The organism is Rhizobium sp. AG207R (assembly GCF_027109195.1).
Classification (GTDB): Bacteria; Pseudomonadota; Alphaproteobacteria; order Rhizobiales; family Rhizobiaceae; genus Rhizobium; species Rhizobium dioscoreae.
Genome location: NZ_JAEPVT010000005.1, coordinates 381,404 through 401,365, shown reverse-complemented (window position 1 = coordinate 401,365; position 19,962 = coordinate 381,404). Strand labels below are relative to the sequence as shown.

At 61.0% G+C, this 19,962-nt stretch carries 14 protein-coding genes; 7 read left to right on the top strand and 7 right to left on the bottom strand.

The features are described from left to right. Window positions 1–46: 46 nt before the first annotated feature. Entirely contained in the window at window positions 47–1,420 is a 1,374-nt protein-coding gene (locus JJQ51_RS14375; RefSeq protein WP_145634832.1) for a PepSY-associated TM helix domain-containing protein, read from the bottom strand. Window positions 1,421–1,641: 221 nt separating this feature from the next. Next, window positions 1,642–2,046, bottom strand: a complete 405-nt coding sequence (locus JJQ51_RS14370; protein ID WP_173004571.1) for a hypothetical protein — start codon at window positions 2,044–2,046, stop codon at window positions 1,642–1,644. Window positions 2,047–2,261: 215 nt separating this feature from the next. Here JJQ51_RS14370 and JJQ51_RS14365 point away from each other — a divergent pair, with 215 nt between their 5' ends. After that, window positions 2,262–3,356, top strand: coding sequence for a GGDEF domain-containing protein (locus JJQ51_RS14365; protein WP_113329465.1), 1,095 nt, complete (start codon window positions 2,262–2,264; stop codon window positions 3,354–3,356). A 160-nt stretch (window positions 3,357–3,516) separates the two neighbouring features. On the opposite strand, the gene JJQ51_RS14360 is transcribed toward JJQ51_RS14365, so the two are convergent. The 4 genes from JJQ51_RS14360 to JJQ51_RS14345 are packed head-to-tail and all read right to left on the bottom strand — an operon-like array spanning window position 3,517 to window position 8,572. Further along, window positions 3,517–4,638 carry an ABC transporter permease gene (locus JJQ51_RS14360; RefSeq protein ID WP_113350749.1) on the bottom strand — a complete coding sequence of 374 codons (1,122 nt, stop codon included), beginning with the start codon at window positions 4,636–4,638 and terminating at the stop codon, window positions 3,517–3,519. A 2-nt stretch (window positions 4,639–4,640) separates the two neighbouring features. Next, window positions 4,641–5,792 carry an ABC transporter permease gene (locus JJQ51_RS14355; protein ID WP_113350750.1) on the bottom strand — a complete coding sequence of 384 codons (1,152 nt, stop codon included), beginning with the start codon at window positions 5,790–5,792 and terminating at the stop codon, window positions 4,641–4,643. Beyond that, a complete protein-coding gene (locus JJQ51_RS14350) occupies window positions 5,789–7,549 on the bottom strand; it encodes an ATP-binding cassette domain-containing protein (protein ID WP_113350751.1) in 1,761 nt (586 codons plus the stop codon). The genes JJQ51_RS14355 and JJQ51_RS14350 overlap by 4 nt, the downstream gene beginning before the upstream one ends. Before the next feature lie 12 nt (window positions 7,550–7,561). Next, window positions 7,562–8,572 carry an efflux RND transporter periplasmic adaptor subunit gene (locus JJQ51_RS14345; RefSeq protein WP_113350752.1) on the bottom strand — a complete coding sequence of 337 codons (1,011 nt, stop codon included), beginning with the start codon at window positions 8,570–8,572 and terminating at the stop codon, window positions 7,562–7,564. A 133-nt stretch (window positions 8,573–8,705) separates the two neighbouring features. On the opposite strand from JJQ51_RS14345, the gene JJQ51_RS14340 reads away from it, so the two are divergent. After that, window positions 8,706–9,407, top strand: coding sequence for a TetR/AcrR family transcriptional regulator (locus JJQ51_RS14340; RefSeq protein ID WP_113350753.1), 702 nt, complete (start codon window positions 8,706–8,708; stop codon window positions 9,405–9,407). Window positions 9,408–9,437: 30 nt separating this feature from the next. On the opposite strand, the gene JJQ51_RS14335 is transcribed toward JJQ51_RS14340, so the two are convergent. Then, window positions 9,438–10,766: a DUF882 domain-containing protein gene (locus tag JJQ51_RS14335; protein ID WP_269244838.1), complete on the bottom strand. Its 1,329-nt coding sequence runs from the start codon at window positions 10,764–10,766 to the stop codon at window positions 9,438–9,440. Window positions 10,767–11,205: 439 nt separating this feature from the next. On the opposite strand from JJQ51_RS14335, the gene JJQ51_RS14330 reads away from it, so the two are divergent. The 5 genes from JJQ51_RS14330 to JJQ51_RS14310 all read left to right on the top strand — a co-directional run bounded on the left by JJQ51_RS14330 (window position 11,206) and on the right by JJQ51_RS14310 (window position 19,946). Beyond that, window positions 11,206–13,773, top strand: coding sequence for a LuxR C-terminal-related transcriptional regulator (locus JJQ51_RS14330; RefSeq protein WP_269244837.1), 2,568 nt, complete (start codon window positions 11,206–11,208; stop codon window positions 13,771–13,773). A 98-nt stretch (window positions 13,774–13,871) separates the two neighbouring features. Next, entirely contained in the window at window positions 13,872–15,566 is a 1,695-nt protein-coding gene (locus JJQ51_RS14325; RefSeq protein WP_269244836.1) for a hydantoinase B/oxoprolinase family protein, read from the top strand. Beyond that, window positions 15,563–17,626: a hydantoinase/oxoprolinase family protein gene (locus JJQ51_RS14320; RefSeq protein ID WP_269244835.1), complete on the top strand. Its 2,064-nt coding sequence runs from the start codon at window positions 15,563–15,565 to the stop codon at window positions 17,624–17,626. Before JJQ51_RS14325 ends, JJQ51_RS14320 begins: the two co-directional genes overlap by 4 nt. A gap of 1 nt (window position 17,627) precedes the next feature. Then, window positions 17,628–18,725 carry an ABC transporter ATP-binding protein gene (locus tag JJQ51_RS14315; RefSeq protein ID WP_269244834.1) on the top strand — a complete coding sequence of 366 codons (1,098 nt, stop codon included), beginning with the start codon at window positions 17,628–17,630 and terminating at the stop codon, window positions 18,723–18,725. A gap of 48 nt (window positions 18,726–18,773) precedes the next feature. Beyond that, entirely contained in the window at window positions 18,774–19,946 is a 1,173-nt protein-coding gene (locus JJQ51_RS14310; RefSeq protein WP_269244833.1) for an ABC transporter substrate-binding protein, read from the top strand. Window positions 19,947–19,962 lie beyond the last annotated feature (16 nt).

Below are 19,962 nucleotides of genomic sequence, written 5' to 3'. Positions count from 1 at the left end.
GGAAAAGAAGTGGGCAGGCGAAGCCTTTGGGCTCCGCCCGATCTCGTCAGGAAAAGAAACGCCGGAGCGGCGGCACGAAACGAACCACGAACTGGTCGAGGAGCAGCATCGCGACGATGGCGGCTCCCGTCAGCGGGAAGGCCACCCCGAAGACAATGGCGATGAGCCAGAGGCCGACATAGACGGACTTCTGCGGCGGCATCGGCGGCACGCCGAGACGGCCCGATGGCCTTCGCTTCCACCACATGGTCGCAGCCGTCACGCAGCAAAGAACGATGGCAAGACAGGCGGCCAGCATCAGAAGCTGGTTGAAAAGGCCCCATTCCTGTCCCTGATGGACGTTGATGCCCCATTCGATCGCCTTGCCGAGCGCCGGATACTGGTCATAGGAAATGTCGACGAGCGGCTTGCCGGAATATTGATCGATGTGGATGGTGCGTTCCTTGCCGAGGTCGCCGAAATAGTGACTTGCGGTATAGACGCCGGTTTCATCCGTTGGGATGGCAAGATCGGAACCGGCGACCATGCCCAGGCCGTGCATGATGTGGACGGCCTTGTTCAGGCCGATCGGCCTTGACGATTGCACCGCCGCGATATCGGAAAGCGGAACAGGCGCATTCTCGACCACCCAGCCGGCGCGGCTGACAATATCCTGTGTGACCTTCGTCGATTTCGGCACCTCGTCCCACACCGCAGCCGGTGTTCCGAGATTATTCGCCGTCAGCCAGGCATTGACATTGGCGCCCCAGTAACCGGACCATGGCATGCCGCTGAAGGCCAGGAAGAAGATGAGGATGCCGGCAAGGGCCCCCGTCACGGCATGCAGGTCGCGCCAGAAGACGCGCCGGGACGGATTGCCGCGAACCGTGAGCACGCCGCCGCTCTGCTGTCGCGGCCACCACAGATAGATGCCGGTCACCACGAGAACGAGGGCAAAGCCCGCGACGATCTCGATGAGGCGATTGGTCCATGTCCCGAAATATTCGAGGCTGTGGATACGCTTGACCACCCAGCCGAATTCCTGCTTCGAGCCGACCGACCCCAGAATGCTGCCGTCATAAGGGTTGACGTAGACGATGGTTGACTGGCCGCCCTTGGATACGGTTATCCAGGCCGAGCGGTTCGGTGCCGACGCTTCGTGATAGGAGGTTGCGCGGGTGCCGGGAAAGGCTGCGAGTGCCGCATCGGCGATCTGCTGTGGCTGCAGCATCGTGCCGGTCTCGGCAACGAGGTAGCGATGCGAATAGAAAGTGTCGTCGATCTGGTCCTTGAACAGGTAGAGCGAGCCGGTGATCGCCAGATTGAGCATGAAGGGAATGACGAGAAGGCCAGCGAAAAAATGCCAGCGCCAGATCGCGCGATAGAGCGAGACATTATGGGTTGCTGCGGCTGCAGGCTCTGCAGCGGTAAAGGCAGACATGAAATCCTCCGAAGATCGGCAGGCTGCCACGATCAATCTGGGGAGGGGTGGCGATGGTTCGCCATTCGAGGTGAGCTTGCTTCACTTGGGCAGCCGGACCAATCGGCCCCGTCTTCCTCGGCAAAGTACAGTCAGGAACACCAATCCTCAGATTTTACGACCAAAGGGTCGCGATGCGGCAGCGTTGACGGCGGGCGTCACGGCGAGGCCGCAACGCCGGTTCAGCCAACGGTGTCAAGGAGGGGAGGCGCTCTCGGTCCTGTATTCGGCGGATAAAGCTGGCGGTGAAAAGCCTCCGATCTTGCGATGACGGTCTCTCCGCGCGCGGAGGCAAGGCGCTCGCAAATGTCGGTCGGAGGTGTGGGCAGCATCGCAGCGGACGCGATCCGGCATGCCTCGCATCCAGGCGCATAGGCTTTCCCATGTACCTTGCCGTCGGCATCCTTATAGGTGATGCAGAGGACGGGCAGTGATCCGTCTGGAAGCCTGTATTGCGCAAGCTCGATCGGGGATATTTCGTCCGCGGTTGCGACGATCGATTGATGGGCGAAGCCGACGAGCAACAGCGCAACGGCGCAAAGAATGCGCGTGCTCCACTGTCCTATACGCGAAATTGTCTTCCGCATGCTTGTCCCCACCACCGCATTCGCGGATAAGGTCCCAGTCATAGGGCAGGCCTATCACAAGCGCAATGCGTCAATTCGTGCCGTGATCCTGCCGCACTGCCGATCGATGAGAAGCATATAAACTATTTTTAGAGATCGCATGGTATCTCGTAAGGACTTCGACCATGCCGCCACAGCTCATCCATTGCGGCGCGTAGCGAAGACTGGGAATAGCCATGGAAATCGAAACACATTTGATCTCGCTAATACGTGTCCTCGGCCAGGTGGCGATCATTGTCTATGCCTATTCCTGGGTCATCCGTATCGTCGAGCGCGGCGCTTTGAAATCCGTGGCCGTCGGGCTGCTGTTCGGGCTGGTCGGCATCCTGTCCATGGGCGATCCCATCCAATGGATGCCAGGTGTGATCCAGGATGGCCGGTCGATCCTCCTTGTTCTTACGCCGATCTATGGTGGCCTTCTAGGAACCATTGTCGCTGCGGTGATGATGGCCCTGTTTCGGTTCATGGTGGGCGGCATGGGCGCCGTGGTCGGCGTTGCCGGCATCGTGATTGTTGCGGCCGTGGGCTATGCGCTCAGTCTGCTGCCGCGACAATGGACTGGCACGGGATGGAGGCGATCGGCCCTGTTCGGTCTGGCGACCTGCTCATCCATTGTGGTTGTCTTCCTTTTGCCGTGGGCGGTTGCGCACGCCCTGCTCCTCTCGGCGACACTTCCGGTGACGATCGTCAATATCCTCGGCGTCATGCTGCTGTCAGACCTGCTGCAGCGGGAGCAATATCGCATCGGCATACAGCGTGCGCTGGAGAATGAAGCGAGCCTCGACCCACTCACAAGGCTGCCCAACCGCCGCGTGCTGCAGCGCGAAGGCGATCGATGCAGCAAAGAAGCGGGTACGCGGCGCATCCCTTTCTCGATTATCATGCTCGATATCGATCATTTCAAGAAGATCAACGACAGCTGGGGCCATTCCTTCGGCGACACCGTTCTGGCTCGGCTGGCCGATGTTATCAGGCAAACCGTGCGCAAGACCGATATTGCGGCCCGCTATGGCGGCGAGGAGATCGTCGTGTTGCTGCCGAACACGGATATGAGGGCTGCGGCTGCCGTCGCGGAGAAAATTCGCAAGGACATCGAGGGCACAAGCCTGATGTTTGAGCAGGAAGCCGTCCATGTCACCGTTAGCATCGGTATTGCTTGCTCCCTTGAGCCGACGACGGATTTCAAGCATGTGCTCGAGGCTGCCGATAAGGCACTCTATCGAGCGAAGGCGAGTGGAAGAAATCGGGTTGAACTGGCAGAGGCCGCATAGGCCGGCTGTCATTCTTCGGCGATGAGCACGGCATGCTTTCCCGCACTTCCCGGCAACTCGCATGCGCGAGGATCTGCGGTAGGAAGCATCCCGGCAGACAATGCATGAGTTCGCCGCCCTCGATCCCCTCGGAGCGATCGCGGGAAAAACGCGATGTGGTTCAGTTCAAGCGGTGGCGGAACATCCAGGCGGCAACCGGCATCGTCGCGGCGGCGATGGCGACGAGTGCCAGCATATCCGGAAACAGCGCGTCGATGCCGGCACCTTCGAGATAGACGCCGCGCGTGATGCTGATCGCGTATTTCAGCGGATTGATCATCGTCGCATATTGCAGGACTTCCGGCATGTTGTCGGTCGGCGACATCAGACCGGAGAGCAGCATGAACGGCATCAGGAAGACGAAGCAGAGGATCATCGCCTGCTGCATGTTGGCGGCAATCGACGATAGGAATAGCCCGAAGCCGATGGCCGCGGCAAGGAAGAGGCTGAGCCCGAGATAAAGCGTCAGGAACGAACCGGCAAACGGGATACGAAACCAGAACAAGGCCACCAGCAGGATCGTCGATGCCTGGGTAATGCCGACGATCATCGAGGGAACGGCCTTGCCGATCATGATTTCGGTCGGCGTGAACGGTGCCACAAGCAACTGATCGAAAGTGCCTTCCTCGCGTTCGCGCGCAACGGACATGGCCGTCAGCATCATCGTCATCAGCATGGTGATGGTCCCGATGAGCGAGGGGACCATGCTCCATCGCGTTTCCAGTTGCGGGTTATACCATGCCCGCGTCGTGACCCTCATGCTGCTGTTGGAACTCCCCTTTTGCGCCAGCCAGTCGGAGGTGAAGTCGCTGACGATCGTGTTGGCATAGCCTTGCGCAATGCCGCTGGTGTTGGAATTCCTGCCATCCGCGACGACCTGCACCGTGCCCGTGGTGCCGGCTTCCAATTGTCGTTCGAAATCGCGCTCGATGACGATGATGAGTACGGCTTGCTTGGTATCGAGCAAGCGGATGGCCTGTCCGGTCTGCGTCAGTGTCGCCACCCTTTCGAAAATGCCCGATCCCTCGAGCTTTGCTACGAGGTTTCTCGATGTCGTCGTCCTGTCCTGGTCGACGAGCGCATAGGGAACATGATTGAGATCGTAGGTGGCGGCGTAACCGAAGATCAGGCATTGCAGGATCGGCGGCACGACAAGGCTTGCCCGGCTTCTCGGGTCCTTCAGGATAACGAGAAGTTCCTTGCGGATCAGGGTCAGGATGCGCAGAAGCGATGCGATCAACATGGCTATGCGATCCTCTTGCGGGTCATGCGCACGGCAAGGGCCAAAAGTGCTGTCGCCATGCCGGCAAGCACTGCGGCATTGGGCAGGATGACGCTCCAGATATTGCCGGCGAGAAACAGGGTTTGCAGCAGGGTAACGAAATATCGGCCGGGGAAGATGTAGGTGATGATCTGCACGGCCCAAGGCATGCTCCTCGGATCGAACATGAAACCGGAAAGCATCATGGCTGGCAGGAAGGTCACGAGAACTGTGACCTGGCTGGCAATGAACTGGCTCTTCGTGATTGAGGATATGGCAAGGCCGAGTCCCAGCGCGACGAGAAGATAGAGCATGGATACGACGGTCAGGACCAGCAAGGATCCGCGAAGCGGCACGCCAAAGAGAAGCCGGCTGCCGACGACGCAGAGCGCAAGGCCCGCAAGCCCCAGAAGAAAATAGGGGACGGTCTTGCCGAGCAGGATCTCCGTCGAGCGCACCGGCGTTACGAACAGCGCTTCAAAGGTGCCGCGCTCCCATTCCCGCGCCATGACGAGGGCGGTCAGCAGCGCGCCGATCAGCGTCATAACGAGGACGACGAGACCAGGGACGAGGAAATAGCTGCTGTCATTGGCCTCGTTGAACCACAGGCGGGATTCGATCGTGACGCCGCTGCCGCCGGCCGTCCCTTTGCGCGAGGTTTCCTTGGCGGCCCAGACGCCAACGGCCGCTTCGGCATAGCTCAGCGAGATGCGCGCCGTATTGGCATCGCTGCCGTTGACGACGGCCTGAACTTCGCCACCGCCTTGAGCAACCTTCCGCGAGAAATCCGAGGGAATGCGCAGGATCGCCCGCACTTCGGAGGACAAGAGCATCCTTTCTGCCTCCGCCATCGTCTTGACGGGCTTCGGGGAGAAGTAGCTTGAGAGCTCGAAGGCCGAAGCGAGGCTGCGCGCCTCGGCTGAATTTTCTTCCATGACGATCGCGACGGGAACGTTCTTGACGTCGAGATTGATGCCGTATCCGAACAAGATCAGCAGGGCCACGGGCATGACGATACCGATCGCAATGCTGCTCGGATCGCGCAGGAGCTGCCAGGTTTCCTTGCGGATGAGGGCGCGAATGCGGCGCAAGGTTGCGCGCAATCCTTGGCCGGAGCTGTCTTTGGACTGGTTCATGCCGCCTGCTCCATTTTCCTATGGCGCTCCTTCTCGACGATCGCAATAAAGGCCTCCTCCATCGTCGCTGCCGCCTCGCCGTGCGCTCCCGCATGAGCCCGGATTTCGACCGGTGTTCCCTCAGCCAGGTTTTTGCCGGCATCGAGAATGATGATCCGGTCGCAATATTCGGCCTCTTCCATGAAATGGGTCGTCACGATGATGGTGACGCCCTGTTCGGAGAGGGCAGTGATCCGTCCCCAGAATTGCCGGCGTGCCAGCGGATCGGCGCCGCTTGTGGCCTCATCGAGGAACAGGATGTCCGGCTCGTGCAGCAGCGCCGCGGCCAACGCCAGTCGTTGCTTGAATCCGCCTGGCAACTGTCCGCTCGGCAGCTTTGAGAACTGGTCGAGTTCGAACTGGCTCTTCAGGGCGACGATCCTGTCCTTTCTGCGCCGGCCACGTAAGCCATAGGCGCTCGCGAAGAATTCCAGATTTTCGTCGACGCTGAGCTGGCCGTAGAGCGAGAATTTCTGCGCGACATAACCCAGCTTTTCTCGTGCCTTCGCACCTGCCGTCAGCAGATTGGAGCCGGCGACCATCAAGGTGCCGCCAGTGGCCGGAAGCAAGCCGCAGAGCATCCGGAACGTCGTGCTCTTTCCTGCGCCATTCGGACCGAGGAGGCCGTAGACCTCACCTTTGCGGACGCTGAAGCTCACATGGTCGACGGCCGTGAAGTCCCCGAATTTGCGGAGGAGGTCGCGCACCTGCACGACCGTTTCATCGCCGTTGCGACGGTCGGACGGCTGGCCGGTGTGCGTCTGGCGCTCGGCGTCGCCGACGACGGCGGAAAACAGCATCATGAAGGCGTCTTCGAACCGGGGCGCGACGCTCTCGGTATCGAGCTCAGTCTCATTCAGCCGCAGCGGCTCGCGCGTCTGCTCCGGCTTGCGCACGATCCGGACGCGGCCGGCTTCCGGCACGGCATCCACAATGCCGGGCAGCGCGAACAAGCGCGCCTGCAGCGATCTAGCCGGCATGTCCTCCGGACCTTGTACCATGAAGCAACAGCCATCGGCCTTTGCCGTAATCTCCGCCGGCGGCCCCTGATCGAGGATTTTGCCCGCATGCATCAGCACGGCATGTTCGCAGCGTTCGGCCTCATCGAGATAGGAGGTTGCCACGATCACCGAAAGCCCGTCCTCCTTGACGAGCTTGAAGACGATCTCCCACAGCTCGCGTCGCGACAGCGGATCGACGCCGACCGTGGGTTCGTCGAGAAGCAGCAGTTCCGGCGCCCGCACCAGCGTGCAGGCAAGGCCGAGCTTCTGCTTCATGCCGCCGGATAATTTTCCCGCCGGCCGCTCCTTGAAGCGACCGAGCTGCGTCATTTCGAAGAGGCGCGGATAGGTCTCGTCACGCTGGGATTGCGTCATGCCATGCAGATCGGCGTAAAGATCGAGGTTCTCCTGAACGCTCAGATCCTCGTAGAGACCGAACTTCTGCGGCATATAGCCGATCCGGTCCTGAACGCGCTGCGGTTCCCTAGCAATATCGACGCCGATCACCTGCAAACTGCCTTCATTCGGCGCGATGAGGCCGCATGCCAGGCGCAGCAATGTCGTCTTGCCGGCACCGTCCGGGCCGACGAGGGCGGTCAGCGCTCCCTTGCGGACCTCCAGCGAGACATCGGCAAGCGCCTCCACCATCTCGCCGGTGTCGCGGCGAAAGGTCTTGCGGACATTCCTTGCTGTGACCGAGAGATCGCCGGCGCTCATGGCATTCCCACTCTATTGCTGCTGTGCGGTTGCGACATTCGCCTGCTCGCCGGGAAGCGGCCGGACGGTTGCCGGCATGCCCAGCCGCAGCGCGTTATCGGGATCGTCCACGAAGACCCTGACTTCATAGACGAGACTTGTGCGCAGCTCTTCCGTCTGCACCGATTTCGGCGTGAACTCCGCAACCGAGGAGATGAAGCCGATCCACCCGGGGATCGCCCGTCCGGGCAGCGAATCCACGCTGACGTTAGCCTTCATACCGGGACGAAGCATTCCAAGCTGTGTTTCCGAGACATAGGCGCGCACCCATTTCGGGCTGATCGTCGCAAGCGAGAATGCCGCTCGCGTGGGTGAGGCCATCTCGCCGGGCTCGATCAGTCTGGACTGCACGATGGCGTCGACCGGCGCTTTCAGTTCGGCATCGGCAAGCTGCTGGTGCAGAAGCGCGACATTGGCTTCCGATGCATGAAGCTGCGCTTCCGCCTCCTGAATGTCCTCGACTCGGGAACCGACGACAAGCAGATCGAGCGCCTTCTGATTGGCGACGACCTTGGCGTCGGCAACGGCGGCGGCAGAGCGCGCCTCATCCAAAGCCTGTTGGCTGACGGCGGCCTTGGGAGCAAGCGTGTTCTGGCGCTCGAACTGGGCGCGGGCATTGACCGCCTCCGCCTTGGCGGATTCGAGATTGGCGCGGGACTGCGCAATCTCTTCCGGACGATTACCGTTCTTGAGGCGCTCAAGATTGGCCCGCTGGCTTGCTGCCTGCGCCTCGGCCTGGGCGACCTGGGGCTGAAGACGGCTCGTATCCAGCCTGGCGACGACCTGGCCTTTCTTGACTTGCGCGCCCTCTTCGACAAGGACTTCGGCGACGCGTTCGCTGCCGTTGAAGGCGAGGGCAAGTTGCCGGAAGTCGATATTTCCATAAAGAACAAGCTCGTTCGAGCCGTTGTCCCGATGGAAATACCACCAGGCTCCGCCCGCGGCGGCGATCAACAGGAGCAAGATGATGATGACGCGCTGCATACTGTATTTGAACTCCAAAGAGATGCCAGCTTTGATGAAACGAACGGTGACAGAGATCGATCCGCGGGACGATTATAACACTTGTCAAATTCAAATTTCAAATTAATATTTGAATTAATAGAAAGCGAAAGCAATGGCCAGAGGCATAAGACGAACGGCGCGATCTCGAGATCGGCAGGACGGGGCTGCCACGCGGATAAGCCTGCTTGAGGCGGGCGGCGCCGTCTTCGCCGAATTCGGCTTCGATCGCGCGACTGCAAAGGAAATCGCCTTGCGTGCGGGAACGAATGCGGCGGCGGTCAACTATCATTTCGGCGGCATCGAGGCCTTGTACGAAGACGTTCTTGCCGAGGCGCATCATCGCCTGATGAGTTACGATGTGCTTGCCCGCACGGTGGGCGCGGACATCGAGCCGAAGGAGAAGCTGCGCCGATTTATCGCGTTGCTGGTCAAAGTGGTGCGAACCGGCAATGAGCACTCATGGCCGGCCAAGGTGATTGTCCGCGAACTGATCGCGCCGACGCCGCACATCGACAAGCTGCGGCGCGAGGAAATCGAGCCCAAGAAAGGCCTGCTGTTCGGCGTCATCGCCCAGATCATCGGCGTGGCGCCGGACCATCCGCTCGTTGCTCAGGCGGCGCTTTCGACGATGGCGCCATGCTTCATGCTGCTGGTAGCCGAAAAGCGCGTGTCCGAGATCATTCCGGCGCTTGGACGGGAAGCGACCACGGATGAGGAGCTAGCAGACCGGCTCTTTCGCTTCACGCTTGGCGGCCTTACCCAGCTCTCCCTGCCAGTACATGCGGCGGCGGGATCACCGGAACAGCCGAGCTGACTCCTGGCAAATCGCGCCTCGGGGAATGCTTCAGCCTTCGAAACCGAAACGTTCGACATCGAAGTCGTCGCCATCGTACGCTCCGGCCTGGGCCTCCGCCATGTCGTCATGCATCGGAATGGGCGCGCTGACGAGGCTCGGGAGCGTCATGTCGACTGCCATGCCCGGCGGTTGCAAGGCCCAGGCGACGATGGCTCCGGTCGACATGGCTCCGACGCCGCCGGATACGTCCTGCACGGCAGAGCTTGGCAGCCGCTCCATTGGCTGCATCTTTGCCATGGCGCTATCGGCTGTATTCTTCGCATTGTCCGAAACTACGAGCTTTCCGGCGTCGCTGCGTCCCACGATCAGGCTGGCGAACACAGCGGGAGGGGCGGGTCTCCCCGGTGCGGCCGTCGGGACAACGACGATGCTGCTGGTCGGCCGCCAAGCCGGCAGCGGAACGGCATAGGCCGCAAGATCGGCAAAGGGCTGGCTCTTGTTTTCTTCGGTCACTCGCTTGCTGAGCTGAAGCTCCAGTCCAGTCAGGGCCCGGCTCCTGGGCGTCGGCAGCATGCTGGTGAGAAGGCTGCGGTCGGGCGTGTCATTGCGCGACGCTATCGATGACCCGGCGTCGTCATCGTCATCCACGACGGCTGCGATCCTGCTGCTCATTTGAGACGGCCGCTTTTTGGATTGGGCGACCGCCACATCATAGCCCGGCAGCGGTCTGCCATCTGCCGGCACATGCAGCGTCTGCCCATTCGGGAAAAGCCGCGCGAGTTCCTGGCGCGACATTCTCGGCCAGGCTCGCACCCTGCCGACATCGAGATGCACGAAGGGCGAGCCCGAATTGGGATAGAAGCCCACGCCGCCGATCTGCATCTGCATGGCAATCGCGCGCAGGCTCGCAAGCTTCACGCCGGGAATGTAAAAATCCATCGCCTTGCCGAGCGTATGCTGGCTGTGTTTGGCAACGCCGGAGCTGCGCGAGCGGTTGCGCAGCATGCTGTTGGTCGAGGGAGAGCGGTAGGCCGAGACGACGTGAATGGCCTCGTTGGCGCCGCTGCGGCGATAGACCTCCCAGACGAGATCGAGCAATTCCGGATCGATCCTGGTCGGCTCGTTCTTTCGCCAGTCGCGTAAGAAACGATTGATTTGAGCAAGGCCCCGCGGGTCATATTTGCCGCCGCGTTTGAAGACGATGGTCGCTCTTTCCCCCGTGTGGGTGAAGAAGAGCTTGAGTGCCCGATCCTCGGCCGCCGCGGTGCCGGCAAAAGCACCGAGCGCCAGCATTGCGATCAGCGCCACCCGGCAAGCGACGAATGAGAAAGTCGTGGCGAAAACCGTCGCCGGAATGGAAAAGATCACGTGATGCACGGATACGACTTTCGCCCTTGCTAAGAGAAACAGAAATCAGAGGCGCCGCGTCCGCGGCATCGCTATACCCTCCAATTATGGTCAACAAATCCCTAACGGACCGTTTATAGGTGGAAACGGCAAAATTTTGTCCGTTCGAGCGCATTCATAGGGCGGCGGAAGTCACCTCCAGCCCTGGCGACCCTTATTCCGGAAAGCTTCAGTTGTGCCGTTGCAATTTTGTGTGGGCATCAACCAGTGCCTGTAAGGCGCTGTCTTTCGAAAGCTGGGGAAAACCCGGCTTTGCAAACGTTTTCGCGTGGGTTGCAAACTGCCGGCCAAGACAGCATCATCCCGCCCCATGAGTGGACAGAATCGATTTGCTCCCCCATCAAGTGGGCAGCAAACAATCAGACGTAGCGACCTGTTGCGGCAGCTCCGGCGGGCCGGACTGCGCCGTTTGACGACCATTGTCGCACCTGCCGGATATGGCAAGACCTCTCTTGCCGTTCAATGGTACGAGCTGTTGAAGGAGGATGGTGTCAAGCTCTGCTGGGTGTCGCTCGATGCCGAACATACCAATCAGGAAGCCTTTCTGCTCGCGTTGATCGATGCCCTGCAGACGCTGCTTCATGAGGATGGCGCGGATGCCGGCAACCTGCCTGCGGCGGCATTGCTTTCCGTGCTGGCGACGCGCCTGCGCAAGATCGAGGGGCCACTCGTCGCCTTTCTCGACGACTATCATTTCGCTCAGACGGATGCGACCGAGGCGCTGATGGCGAAGATCCTCGCCGACCTCTCGCTCGAACACGTCAAGCTGGTGCTGGTCAGCCGCAGCCCGCCGCGCTTTCCGCTCTCCGCATTGCGGTTGCGTGGTGAGTTCAAACAGTTCGGTGTTGCCGAGCTTGGCTTTACCGATGCCGAAGCGGGAGAGCTTTTCGCCGGTAAGGGCACTCATCTGACAGAGGAACAGGTGGGTTCCTTCAATCGCCGGACCGAAGGCTGGGCGGTCGCGCTGCAGATGGTGAGTCTGCTCGTATCGGAATCGGAGGAGAGCGACAGCATTCTGGCTTCGTTCGATGGCGGCGGTGCTGACATGGGCTCTTACCTGTCGGAGCAGGTGTTCGCACATCTGCCTGAAGACATACGTGAGTTTCTCATCGGCACGGCCGCCCTTCCGGCCTTCAATCATTCGTTGCTTGAAGCCGTGCTGGAAAGCAGAGAGCAGGCGGATCTCAGCGAGAGGCTGGCTGACTACGCACTCCCGGTCACACTGCTGGCAGGCCCCGGCAACTGGATGCGGTTTCATCCGGTCTTCAACGAGTTCCTGAAGAAGACCGCCAGCCGCAGGGGTATCGATGCCAATCTTGCGCTCAATCGTGCCGCCCACTGGTTTGAGGCGCAGGGCGACATAGATCGGGCCGTGCATCATGCGCTTGCGGCGGGCGACGCCAATCTTGCCGCGCGCATCGTCGAAACAGCCGGCGGCTGGCGGCGTGTCTATGCCACCACCCGCGGCGGCGCGACGCTCTTTCAGGCCTTGAGCGGACGCGCCTCGGAAATCGATCTCGTCCGCTTTCCGCTTGCAACACTTGGGCTCTCGATCTTCAACGCCAAGGCGGCGCAGCTTGCTGCGGCCAATCATTATCTTGTCATCGCCGAACGGGCCGCTGCTGCAGACCCGACCTTGGCAAAGGACCTGCGCGTCGTGCGCATCCTTCTGGCGCTTTATACGGATCACTGGGCGACGGCGGCCGATCTTTCCGCGCTCGAAGATGATTTGCGGCAGCCGGATGGAATGGAGCTCATTCATCGGGCGCTGGCCCTCAACATGCTTTCCTACAATTTCCTGATCCGCAGCGAGCTCGACCGGGCATTGCACTACGGGCATCTGGCCATTCGCGCCTTTCGCGACGGTGGCGCCGATTTCGGCGCCATGCACCTTTATACCCATATCGGCCAGGCCTTCTTTCTCTCCGGTGATTGTGCGAGCGCTCTGTCGGCCTACGAAGAGCTGATCTGCGAAGCGCAGACCAATATCGGTCCGGGCAGCGATCTCGATGCCGTCGGCCAGGTGTTGAAGGCCGAGGTTCTGTCGATGCGCGGCGAGGTGGAGCCAGCAGCGGAGATGCTCGGATGGGCGCTGCCTCACCTTGAGCTTCATGATACCTGGTTTGACCTTCTGGCTGCGGGCTTCATGGCCGAGCAACGGATCCTGCGCATGCGCGAGGATTTGCTTTCCGCCCATGCAGCGATGGATCGCATTCGCGCCGTGGCACGGCGGCGCGGCTTCGATCGGCTGACGCGATTGATTGACGGTGAACGTGCCATGCTGCTCATGGCATCGGGCGATCTCGATCAGGCAATCCGGCATGCCGAGGCCAACGGCTTCGGCATGCAGGCAATCGTTTCAGATCGCGCCAATGCGCTGGCCATCCATCTGCGCGGAGCCACGCCGGCGATCTTCTGGACACGCGCCTATCTGGCTCTTGGTGAGAAGGTTAAGGCGCGCGAGGTCTTTGATCAGTTCAGGATGGGTCAGTCGCAACGTCCGCATGTCCCGCGCGCGATCGAGCTTGCTCTCATCGAAATAGGGATCCTTCTTGCGGAAGGCCGCGCGGATCTCGCCGCCGCCAGCCTTTCCGATCTCGTGTTGACGACCCCCCTCGACGACTACCGGACGCTGCTTCATCTCGATCACTCCGCGGGACTGGGCGAGCTTCGCGCACTCGCCAATCATCCAACTGTCGCAAACGTTCCTCGAAAGCGTCTCCAGTCTCTGCTCATGAGTGGTGAGACGGTGCACGAACCTGCCGCCGATGATGGCGGCTATGCCTTCACCGGCCGGGAACGCATGGTGTTGGAGCTGTTGAGTTCTGGGCTTTCCAATAAGGAAATCGGCCGGAATCTGGCCTTGTCCGACAATACGATCAAGTTTCACCTGCGCAATATCTTTGCCAAGCTCAATGTCTCGACGCGGACTGCGGCCGTGACGGCAGCGCGTCAAAAGGGCATGCTCGATCGCTGACCTACCCGTTCGGGTAGGTTTTGAGGCGCCCGCCCACCCATCGGGAAGGCTATCGACGGACGAAAAAACACCTAATCTGCACGCGTGCGAATATAATAATGAGGGGAAGATTCGTGATCGTCGTCGATCCGGTGACGCAGGAGATTATCGAGGGCAAGCTGGCAGCCACCGTCGACGAGATGGGCGTGGTCATGGCCAGGACCTCGATGAGCCCGGTGATCTATGAAGTGCTTGATTTCGCCTGCGGTCTCCTCACCCGTGACGGTGAGCTCGTGGCGCAGATGAACGGCATCACCCTGTTCACCGGCACCTTCGGCACGCAGGTCAAATCGCTGATCGCGCTCTACGGCGATGATCTGGAAGATGGCGACATCCTGCTTACGAACGATCCCTATTCCGGCGGCACGCATGCCTGCGATTTCGCCATCGTCAAGCCGATCTTCTTCGGTGGCCGGATATTGGCCTATGCCATCAATGTCGCCCATTATCTCGATGTCGGTGGCTCGGTTCCAGGTTCTCTTGCGCCGAACGCCACCTCTGTCTTCCAAGAGGGACTGAGGTTGCCGGGCGTCAAAGTGGTGCGCAGCGATCGCTTCTCGGGCGAAGTCCTGCGCATCATCCGCGAGAATGTTCGTCTGCCCGAAGTCGCGATCGGCGACCTCACGGCTCAGGTGGCGACCGTCCGTGTTGCTGCGCGCCGGATGGGCGAGCTTGCGCACAAATATGGCACCGATGTCGTCGAAGCCGCGTTTAATCACCTCCTGTCGGTCAGCGAGAAGCAGGCGCGCGCCGCCATAGCCGCATTGCCGGACGGGATCTATGAGGCGGAAGATATCATTGACGGCGATGGCGTCACTACCGATCCTATTTCGGTCAAGGTTGCCGTCACGATTTCCGGAGATCGCCTGAAGGCGGATTTCACCGGTTGCCCGCCTGCCGTCGCAGGCCCGATCAATTGTGCGGCGGGCGCGCTGCAGTCGGCGGTGCGCACCATCTTCAAGGCGCTGGTCGCACCACAGGCACCCTCCAATGAGGGCTGGTTCCGGCCGCTCTCCGTCATTGCGCCGAAGGGTTCGGTTTTCACCGCCGAGAAGCCTTCTCCGACGGGCTGGTATTATGAGGGTTCGGTGCATGCTTCCGAACTCGTCTGGAAGGCCCTTGCAAAGCTTATGCCCGAGCGCTTTTCCGCCGGTTCCTATACAAGCCTCTGCGTCCTCTATGTTTCCGGCAAGGACGAGGCGGGGCAGCCATTCATCCATATCGAGCCGCAACACGGCGGCTGGGGCGCGAGCAGGGACGGCGATGGCGCCAATGCGCTGATCGCGCTAACCGATGGCGATACCTACAATTACTCCGTCGAGGTCATCGAAGCGCGCTTTCCCTTGCTCGTTCGCCGTTATGGGCTGAACGTGGAAGGGGGATCGGGTGCGGGCCGCCGTCGCGGAGGTTTCGGTGTCATTCGCGATTATGAAATCCTCGGAGACGGTGCTTCCGCCTATTGCAGCTTTGGGCGGACCGACACGCCTCCCTGGGGAATAGAAGGTGGTAAATCCGGCAGCATCAATCTTCTGCAGCTGAAAGAGAGCGGCGGAAAGGTCCGAAATTTCGGCCGCGAACCGCATATCGAGCTGAAGCGCGGCGATCTCGTGCGGATCATTACAGGCGGCGGCGGTGGCTGGGGTGACCCGCGTGCTCGCGAACGGGAACAGGTCCGCCGCGATGTCGAAGATGGCTATATCACCAGCGAGATGGCGCGCAGCCTCTATGGATATGAAGAGGGTATGGCGTCATGATCAGACTGGCTACGGATGTAGGCGGTACCTTTACGGACCTCGTCGGTTATGATGAGCGCACGGGCGAGATCTTTACCGCCAAGAGCCTGACGACCGTTCACGACCAATCCGAAGGTGTACTTGCGGCAATCGAGCTTGCCGAGAAGAAGGACGGGCTTTCGGCGCGCGACGTGATTTTCTTTGCGCATGGCGGGACAACCGTCATCAACGCGATTACGGAGCGAAAGGGCGTCCGCACGGCGCTCGTGACGACCGCCGGCTTTCGCGACGTCTTGGAAATCGGCCGCGGCAATCGCCCCGATCTCTACAATCTCCAGTTCAAGAGCCCGGAAACCTTTGTGCCGCGCAGCCTACGCTTCGAGGTGCGCGAACGCATGGATGCCAAAGGCCGGGTGCTGACGCCCATCGAGCTTGGCGATATCGAGCCGATCGTCCGTGAATGCCGTGCTCGCAAGGTCGAGGCGGTCGCCGTCGTCTTCCTCCACAGCTATGCCAATCCCGAGCATGAGATCGCCTGTGCCAAGGCGATCGCCGAAGCGCTGCCGGATGTCACGGTTTGCGCCAGCCACGAGGTTTCCCGTCAATGGCGGGAATATGAGCGTTCCAATACGGCCGTGCTTAACGCTTATGTGCAGCCGATCATCAAGCGCTATTTTGCGCGGCTTGAAAGCGCGCTGACCGAGCGTGATCTCACCTGCCCCTATTATGCCATGCAGTCGAACGGCGGCATCTCCACATTCGATCAGGCGCAGACGAGCCCGCTGACATTGGTCGAATCCGGGCCGGCCGGCGGTGTGGCGGGTGCCGCGCGTATCGGCACTGTGCTTGGCGAATCCGAAGTGCTGTCGCTCGACGTCGGTGGCACGACGGCGAAATGCTCGCTGATCCACGATAGCCGCCCGACGCTTGACAGCGAATACAAGCTCGAGCACACCCGCATCGCACCCGGCTATCCGGTGCAGGTGCCGGTGGTCGATATCGTCGAAATCGGTGCCGGCGGCGGCTCGATTGCCCGCATCGATGAGCGCGGAGCGCTCTGCGTCGGCCCGGAAAGTGCTGGCTCGACACCCGGGCCTGCCTGCTATGGCCGTGGCGGCGACAAGCCGACGCTATCCGATGCTTTGCTGACGCTTGGCATCTTCGATCCGGCAAGCTTCGCGGGCGGCCAGATGCAGCTCGATAAGTCCAAGGCTGCGGCGGCAATCGCGACGGTTGCCAAGCCGATGGAGCTATCGGTCGAGGATGCGGCGCTCGCGATCGTCGAGATCGCGCATGCGTCGATGATCAACGCGTTGAAGCTGGTAACCGTCCAGCGCGGACACGATCCGCGCGATGCCGCTTTCGTCATTTCCGGGGGCGCAGGGCCGGCGCTTGCCGCCCGCCTCGGGCGCGATCTCGGCGTTAAGATGACTGTGGTGCCGCCGCATCCCGGCATCTTTTCGGCCTGGGGAATGCTGGCGGCGGAGCCACGGGCCGATTTCCGCAGCACGTGGTTCTCGCCCCTTGGTCCTGAAGCCGTCAGCAATCTGAAGCGTCGTTTCGACGAGCTGAAGCGTGAGGCAGTCAGATATTTCTCCAAAGGCGATGCGGCGGAGATACGCTACGCCTGCCGCGTCGAAGCTCGGTATCGCGGACAGGAGCACGGAGTCTTCGCCCCCTTCGAAATGGAGGACGATGCTGAAAGCTTTGCGGAACGCTTCCATGCCGCGCATGAGCGCGCCTATACCTTCTGCCTGCCCGGTTCGCCGGTCGAGATTACCATGATCCATCTGGAGGCAGTACTCCACGGCCCGGTCATCGCCATTCCGAAACTCGATGGCGCCGGCCGGTCGCTGGATGCAGCCTTCAAGGGGTGCCGCGACGTCTATTTCGGCGGAACGACCGGTTGGGTGTCCTGCCCCGTCTACGAGCGCACGCGGCTCCCGTCTTCCGAGAGGATTGCCGGCCCGCTCATCATCGAGGAGGCAACCGCGACATCGCTGGTTGTTGCCGGACAGGAACTGGAAGTGAGCGAGGAAGGCTTGCTGCTCATCCGCGAATGTGATGGGGGACGCGTCTAGTATGGCGATAGCGATCGGTCTCGACCATATCGTCAGAAATTACGGGCCGACGCGCGCCGTCGACGACGTGACGCTCGACATCAGGGCAGGGGAGTTCTTTACGCTGCTCGGTTCGTCCGGTTGCGGCAAGAGCTCTCTGCTGAAGCTGATCGGCGGCTTCGATAAGCCGACCTCGGGCCGTGTGCTTTTCGATGGAAGGGACATGGCCGATGTTCCGGCCAATCGCCGGCCGGTGAATACCGTCTTCCAGTCGCTCGGGCTCTTTCCGCATATGAATGTCGCCCAGAATATCGGCTATGGGCTGAAGCTGCGCGGGTTGTCCGGTGCCGCCCTGAAAGGCAAGGTCGATGGCGCACTGGACCTCGTCGAACTTTCGGGTTTTGCGGATCGCGACGTCAATCTTCTCTCAGGCGGCCAGCGCCAGCGCGTTGCGCTGGCTCGCGCGCTCGTCATGGAACCGGGCATTCTTCTGCTCGACGAACCTCTGACCGGGCTTGACGAGCGGTTGCGCCAGCAGATGCGCGACGAATTCGGCCGCCTTCACAAGCGTACCGGTGCGACCTTTATCCTGGTCACCCACAATCAGGACGAGGCGCTCAGCCTTTCCGATCGGATGGCTGTCATGCACAAGGGGCGGATCGAGCAGACCGACGTGCCGTCGCGCTTCTTCGAGGCACCGGCCAATGCCTTTGTTGCCCTTTTTGTCGGCATCGATACGCTCCTCAGGCCCGAAAGCATTTCGGTTTCAGGCGGCAGGGCTCTCGTTACGATTGCGGGACAGCGCATCGGTGCGAGCTTTTCCGGAGCCGCGCCTCCGTCCGATGCGCTTGTCGCAATCCGCCCGGACCGAATTGAGCTGATCCCGGCTGCCGAAGAGGCTGCCGAAATAATTGAACTTAAGGTTGTCGAAAGCATCTATCGCGGACTCAGCCATGACGTTACGCTCGCTTTCGCCGACAGCCAGCGCGTGGTGTTAACGACTAGCGCGGACGCAACTCCGCCCTTGCCGGGCGAAAGCGTGCGCGTGTGTCTGAAGCCGGGCGCTGCGCTCCTGATCGATCGTTCCGGAATACCGGCTCTGGCTGGAGGCGATGAGTAGAACCCGAATAGCTGACACAAGCGAAAAATGAGGGAAGGGAATGACACGATGAACAAGAGCAATAATCTCGTCTCCTCTGCCTTGAGGAGTAACATGCAGCGCCGTGACATGCTCAAGCTGATGGGTGCGGGTGCGGCTGCACTCACCGTCGGCGGGCTTTCTGCAACGAGTGCAATGGCCGATGATGCTTCGGTTGCATTCTGGGGTACCGCCACGCTCGATATCGGCGACAAATGGCAGGAGTTTACTCGCCAAAGTGGCGTTTCGCCTGAGTTTACCGATAACGGCAACGATGTCGGGCCGGTGGTCGCGCGCCTTGCCGCCGGCAATGCCAACGATCTCTTCGATGTCGGCGGCTTTCAGGGCGGCGCCGAGCGCGAGCTCGCCAAGCAGGGCCTGATTGCCCCCTGGGACGTCTCCAAGATCTCGAATTTCGCCGGCATCTGGCAATGGGCCAAAGATATCCCGACCTTGACCTATGAGGGCAAGCAGTACGGTATTCCCACCGTCGTCAACGCCGACTCTATCATTTATCGCCCCGACAAGCTCGGCAAAGTCGACAGCTATGGCGTCATCTTCGACCCCAAGCTCAAGGGCCGGGTCGCGATGGAAGATGCGTGGATCAACAGTGCCATCTTCACCGCCATCTATCTGAAGGAAGCCGAGAACAAGCCGATCAAGGAGCCCGGCAACCTGACGGAATCCGAGCTCGGCCTCGTCATGGAGTTCCTGATCAAGCACAAGAAGGATGGCCAGTTCCGCACTTTCTGGAACGGATGGGAACAGGGCGTGCAGCTGGTGGCGAACGAGGAAGTCGACGCTATGACCGGCTGGGAGCCGATCGTCTATGAAGGCCGCAAGCGCGGGCTGCAAGTGGAGTATGCAGCTCCCGTCGAAGGCTACGAAGGCTGGGGCAACAATACGGTACTGCTGAAGGGCGCCACGGAGCGCGGCAAGGCCGACGTCGCCCACAAGTTCGTCGATGGTCTGCTTGCCGGTCTCTACGGTTGCGAGCTCGGCAAGGCGCGCGGCTATCTCGTGCCGACCGACAACAACCTCGCCTACGCCAAGGCCCATCCGGATGAATATAGGGCCGAGGACGTTGCCAAGCTTGCCGAACATGTGAAGGCCAAGTTCTCCGGAAAGGTCTACTGGCAGAATTGCCGCCCGGACAATTTCCAACTCTACGAGGAGTGGTGGCAGAAGCTGCGCAACGCCTGATTTAACATGATGGATC